The organism is Pseudomonas sp. Pdm06, assembly GCF_014851795.1.
In the GTDB taxonomy this organism is placed as follows: domain Bacteria; phylum Pseudomonadota; class Gammaproteobacteria; order Pseudomonadales; family Pseudomonadaceae; genus Aquipseudomonas; species Aquipseudomonas fluorescens_AA.
The window spans coordinates 1-255 of the sequence record NZ_JACVAH010000070.1 but is presented as its reverse complement, the minus strand read 5'-3'; the positions used below and the strand labels follow the sequence as shown (position 1 = coordinate 255).

The following is a 255-nucleotide window of genomic DNA, read 5'->3' as shown; positions in this document are numbered from 1 at the left end:
CGCCGCCGGCGTGGGCAGCGACAACATCGTGCCGGTGTGCATGGAGCGTTCGGTGGAAATGGTCGTGGCCTTGCTCGGCATCGTCCATGCCGGCGCCGCGTGGCTGCCGCTGGATCCGGAGTTGCCGACCACGCGCCTGGCCTTCTTGATCGAAGACGCCGATGCCAAGGTCACCTTGACCCAGGCGCAATGGCTGTCGCGCCTGCCCGTCGGGCATCAGGCTTGGACCCTCGACGCCTTGCCGCAAGCCTCTGC

1 protein-coding gene is annotated in these 255 nt (G+C 68.2%); it reads left to right on the top strand.

Features of this window, described 5'->3' with window-relative positions:
* The coding region (locus tag IB266_RS30585; protein WP_192264469.1) for an AMP-binding protein at nt 1–255 on the top strand (255 nt) is incomplete at both ends.